Here is a 5572-nt window from a genome sequence, read left to right on the forward strand (position 1 = left end):
GCCGTCGGCGGCCGGAGCGGGCGCGGCGGTGGCGGATGCGTCCGGAGTCGCCGCCACGTCGGCGCGCACCGTCGCCCCCGGTACCCGGGCCGCGTCCGGCGCCGGGCCGGTCGCGGAGTCGTGGGCGGTCGTGTCGGCCTCGCCCGGACCGGCGGTGACCGACAGGGCGGTGACCGCGAGGGCCGCCAGCACGCCGGCGGCGACCAGGACTCCGGCGATCCGGGCGGTCCGCTCCGGTTGCTCCTCGCCGTCCGCCGGCCGCCCGCCACCGGTCCGGCGCCCGCGCGCGAGCTTCCCGGGGCGCTCGCCCGAGCGGGAGGACGCGGCTGACCGAGCCGCGGGGTGAGGCGGAGCGGCTGGGGCGGTGGCGGGCTGGCGTGCGTCGGCTTCCGGGGCATCAGCAGCGGTGGGTTCGGCCGCGGCCGTACCGGGTTCGGAGGGGCCCGGATCGGACGCGGCGGGCCGGCCGGCCTCACCGGGAGTGGCTTCGGCTCCCTCCGGCGGACCGTCCGGCAGGTCGTCGCCAGGTCGGTCGCCCTCCGGCAGGTCGCCGTCCGGGAAGGCGCCCTCCGGCAGGTCGCCCTCCGGGAGGGCGCAGTCCTGGAGGTCGCCCTCCGGGTCGGCCTCCCACGGCAGGGTCCGATCCCAGAGCGCACCCTCGGGTGCGCCGGAGGTGTCCGTGGACGGCGTCGCGCGTTCCATGCGTCTCTGCTCCTCGTTGTCGGGCCCGGCCGTGCGGAGGTCGCACCGGCATCCGGGCGACCCGCCCGGGCGGCAGGGGCCGGGCGCGGCCGGCCCGGGGGACGGGCCTCGGGCCCGCGTCATTCAACCGCCGCCCCGGCCGGCCGGCCCGGTTCCGGCGCAGGCCCGGACCCTCCGTACCCGCTTCCTTGCATCAAGGTGCAAGCCCGGCCCGGCCCCGGCCGGATCCACCACCCGAAACGCTGCCGGATGCACCAACGGACACGCTTCCTGGGCCGCCGGGACAGAGAACCGCCCGGACGGCGGGAGCCCCCACGGGCGGTTCCTAGGCTCCGACCCGGAGCGACCGGAGCGAACCGCCGACCGGACCCGCAGCGCCCGGACCGGCAGCGGAGCGCGAAGCAGAGCACGCCGGCACGGCACGGCGGAGCAGAGGAACGGGAGAGTACGGGACGTGAGCACCGTGGTCGTCAGACGTCCGCCCCGCGCCGAGGGACCGGGCCTGCCCGAGGAACAGGTCGAACTGGCGGAGCCCCCGGTCCTCGGCGAGCCCGCCACCGCGGACTTCGGTTCCGTGCTGACGTACCTGCCGATGGGGCTCGGCACCGGCGCGATGGTGCTGATGTTCTCCGTCGGCAACGGCGGCACCGCCATGTACGCGATGTCCGGGATGATGGGCATCGCCATGGTCAGCATGACCCTGGTCCAGATCGGCCGCCCCGGCGCCGAGCGCCGCCGCCGCATCCGGGCCGAGCGCCGCGACTACCTGCGCTACCTTGCCCAGAAGCGCCGCCAGGCCCGGCAGGCCGCCGCCGGGCAGCGCGCGGCCCTGTTCTGGGACGAACCCGACCCCGCCCACCTGTGGGCGCTGGCCGGTGGCCCCCGCCTCTGGGAGCGCCGGCCCGGCCACGCGGACTTCGCCCGGATCCGGATCGGCACCGGCCCCCGCCGTGCCGCCCTGGAGTTCCTGCCCCCCAGGACCAAGCCGGTCGAGGACCTCGAACCGCTCTGCGCGGTCTCGCTGCGCCGCTTCACCCACGCGCACCGGACGGTGCCGGACCTTCCCCTCCCGGTCTCCCTCCAGCGCTTCACCGCCGTCGAGTTCGTCGGTGAGCACGAGGACGCCCTCGCCCTGGCCCGCGCCGTGGTCGGCCGGCTCGCCGTGCTCCACTCGCCAGACGAACTGCGCGTCGCGGTCCTCGCCGACGAGGCCGGCCGCCGGGAGTGGGACTGGCTGAAGTGGCTGCCGCACAACGCCCACCCGCAGGAGGAGGACGCCGCGGGCCCCGCCCGGCTGGCCGCCGGCGACCACGACGCCCTGCTCGACCTCCTCGGCACCGGCGTCCGCGACCGGCCGGACCACGAGGCCGGCTCCGCCCCCGGCGTGGCCGAACCCTTCGTGGTGGTCGTCGCCCAGGGCGTGCGCCTGCCGGAGACCTCCCGCCTGCGTGGCGCCGGACTGCGCGGCGTCGTCCTCCTCGACCTCACCGGCACCGTCCCCGGCGGCCCCCGGGTGCTGCGGCTCACCGTTCGCGAGGGCCGGGTCGCGCTCCCCGCCGGGAGCGCCACCGTCACCGCTCGGGCCGACCGGCTCGGCGCCGCCGAGGCCGACACCCTCGCCCGGACCCTGGCCCCGCTGCGCACCGCCGGTGGCGCCGACCTGCGGGACCGTCCGCTGGAGTCCGACGTCGACCTGGCGACGCTGCTCGGCATCCGCGACGTCCGCGGCTACGACACCGCCGCCAAGTGGCGCCCCCGGCAGGCGCAGGACGCCCGGCTGAAGGTGCCGATCGGCGTCACCGAGGACGGCGAGGTGGTCGAGCTCGACCTCAAGGAGTCCGCCCAGGGCGGCATGGGCCCGCACGGCCTGCTGATCGGTGCCACCGGCTCCGGGAAGAGCGAGCTGCTGCGCACGCTCGTGATCGGCCTGGCCGCCACCCACTCCTCCGAACTCCTCAACCTCGTCCTGGTCGACTTCAAGGGCGGCGCCACCTTCCTCCACCTCGACCGGCTGCCGCACACCTCCGCCGTCATCACCAACCTCGCCGACGAACTCCACCTCGTCGACCGGATGCGCGACTCCATCAGCGGCGAGATGATCCGCCGCCAGGAACTGCTGCGGGAGGCCGGCCACGCCTCCCTCTACGAGTACGAGAGGGCCCGCGCCGCCGGGGCCACCCTCGCCCCGCTGCCCGCACTGCTGATCGTCGTCGACGAGTTCTCCGAACTCCTCGCCAGCAAACCCGAGTTCATCGACCTCTTCGTATCCGTCGGCCGACTCGGCCGCAGCCTCGGAGTGCACCTGCTGCTCGCGTCCCAGCGCCTGGACGAATCCCGGATCCACCGCGTCGAGGGCCACCTCTCGTACCGCATCGCGCTAAGGACCTTCTCCTCCATGGAGTCCCGCAGTGTCATCGGCACCGCCAGCGCGTACGAACTGCCGTCCGCCCCCGGCAACGGCTACCTCAAGGTCGACACCACCAACCTGGTCCGCTTCAAGGCCGCCTACGTCTCCGGCCCCGCGCCGGCCGCGCCCCGTCCCGACCAGGTGCGCGCCGGGCTGCCCGTCCGGGAGGTCACCGCCTTCGGCCTGGAACGGTCCGGCCCGTTCGCCTCCGCCCGCCTCGAGGAGGAAGCGGCCCTGCTCTCCCTCGCCGAACAGGCCCTGCGCCGGCGACCCGCCGAGGACCAGCCGGCCGAGGAGGGCGACGACAGCCTCTCCGAGGTCCTGGTCGCCCGGCTGGAGGACGCCGGACCGCCCGCCCGTCAGGTCTGGCTGCCCCCGCTCACCGCCCCGCCCAGCCTGGACCAGCTGCTGCCCGGCATCGTGCCCGACCCGGACCGCGGCCTCGCCACCTCCGACCCGCGGCTGCGCGGCGCACTGCGCGTCCCGCTCGGCCTGGTCGACCGCCCCTTCGAGCAGTTGCGCGACCTGCTCCTCGCGGACCTCTCCGGGGCCGACGGCCACATCGGTGTCGTCGGAGCCCCGCAGACCGGCAAGTCCACCCTGCTCCGCACCCTCATCCTCGCCCTGGCGCTCGCCCACACTCCCGAGGAGGTCCAGTTCTACTGCCTGGACTTCGGCGGCGGCGGCCTGGTCTCCACCGCGGGCCTCCCGCACGTCGGCTCCGTCGCCACCCGGCTGGAGCGCGACCGCGTGCTGCGCACCGTCGAGGAAGTCCACCAGCTCCTCGAACGCCGCGAACAGCTCTTCACCTCTCTGGGCCTGGAGTCCGTCGCCGCCTACCGCGCCCTGCGCGCCCGCCGCGCCGTCGACGACCCGTACGGCGACGTCTTCCTGGTCGTCGACGGCTGGGCCACGCTCCGCCAGGAGTACGAGGACCTGGAACAGCGGGTGATGGACCTCGCCGCCCGCGGGCTCTCCTACGGCATCCACGTCGTCGCCTCCGCCGTACGCTGGTCCGAACTCCGCTCCCGGCTGCGCGACCTGCTCGGCACCAAGCTCGAACTGCGCCTCGGCGACTCCATGGAGTCCGAGGTCGGCTCCAAGGCCGCCGCCGCCGTGCCGCACCGGCCCGGCCACGGGCTCACCGCCACCGGGCACCACTTCCTCTCCGCACTGCCCCGGCTCGACGGCTCCGCCCGCACCGACGACCTCACCGCCGCCACCAAGGCCGCCGTCGCTGAGATCGACGCCTTCGCCCCCGGCAGCGCGGCCCCCGGCGTGCGCCTGCTCCCCACCCGACTGGACGCCGACCGGCTCCCTGGCCCGGCCGAAACCCCCGACCTGCGGTTCTGCCTCGGCCACGACGAACAGCGGCTCGCCCCGGTCTGGCACGACTTCGGCACCACGCCGCACCTCACCGTCTTCGGCGACGGCGAGACCGGCAAGACCAACGCCCTGCGCCTCGCCGTCCGCGCCATCACCGCCCGCTACCGCCCGGAGGAAGCCCGCATCCTGCTGGCCGACCCCGGCCGCGGACTCCTCAACGACGTCCCCGAGGACTACCGGGTCGGCCTCGCCGTCGACACCGACGGGCTCGGACGCCTCGCGGAGAGCGCCGCCGTCTCCGTCGGCAGCCGGCTTCCCGGCACCGACATCACGCCTGAGCAGCTCGCCCGGCGCGACTGGTGGCAGGGCCCCAGACTCTTCGTCCTCGTCGACGACCACGACCTGCTCACCGGCCCGCCCGGCGCGCCCTCCCCGACCGCCCCGCTCGTCCCGCTGCTCGCCCAGGGCGTTCACATCGGCCTCCACCTGGTCGTCGCCCGCAGCACCTCCGGCGCCATGCGCGCCGTCATGGACCCGCTGCTGCGCAGGATGTGGGAACTCGGCAACCCCGCCCTGCTGCTCTCCTACCCCAAGGAGGAGGGCAGGTTCCTCGGCGAGGCCAGGCCCCGCACCCTGCCCCCCGGCCGCGCCCAGCTGGTCACCCGGCGCACCGTCACGCTCGTCCAGACCGGCCTCGTTCCCGCACCCCCCGCCCCGACTGGAGCACCATGACCACCGCACCGCCCCCGGTGGAGACCACCGAGGTCTGCCGCATCACCGTCGACGGCCCCGCCGGCCGGGCCGACCTCGCCGTCCCGGTCACCACCACCGTCGCGGCCCTGCTGCCGGTCCTGACCCGGGACCTCCCCGCCACCCCTGACCGGGCCACCCCCGCCTGGGTCCTGCAACGCCTCGGCGAGGACCCCCTCGACCCCGAGGCCACCCCGGCCACCGCCGGCCTGCGCCACGGCGACGTGCTGCGGCTGCGCCCCGCCGAGGACCCGCTGCCCGCCCTGCACTTCGACGACATCGCCGACGGCGTCGCCGACCGCGTCGGCCGCGGCCCCGGCCGCTGGCACCCCGGCCTCACCCGCGCCCTCGCCCTGCTCCTGGCCGGCACCGCCCTCGCCGCCCTCG

2 protein-coding genes and 1 pseudogene are annotated in these 5572 nt (G+C 76.1%); 2 read left to right on the forward strand and 1 reads right to left on the reverse strand.

Going from position 1 to position 5572, the window contains the following annotated elements; translation table 11 throughout:
• Positions 1 to 702, reverse strand: a pseudogene (locus tag BI06_RS51640) (hypothetical protein); the annotation flags it as partial.
• A gap of 454 nt (positions 703 to 1156) precedes the next feature.
• On the opposite strand from BI06_RS51640, the gene BI06_RS35870 reads away from it, so the two are divergent.
• Complete coding sequence (locus BI06_RS35870; protein ID WP_030396831.1) at positions 1157 to 5167, forward strand: type VII secretion protein EccC; 4011 nt, start codon at positions 1157 to 1159, stop codon at positions 5165 to 5167.
• Positions 5164 to 5572 (forward strand): EsaB/YukD family protein (locus BI06_RS35875; protein WP_043475327.1); only part of this gene is annotated, 409 nt, incomplete at its 3' end. The genes BI06_RS35870 and BI06_RS35875, both read left to right, overlap by 4 nt.

This window comes from Kitasatospora sp. MBT66, from assembly GCF_000710405.2.
Lineage (GTDB): Bacteria > Actinomycetota > Actinomycetes > Streptomycetales > Streptomycetaceae > Kitasatospora > Kitasatospora purpeofusca.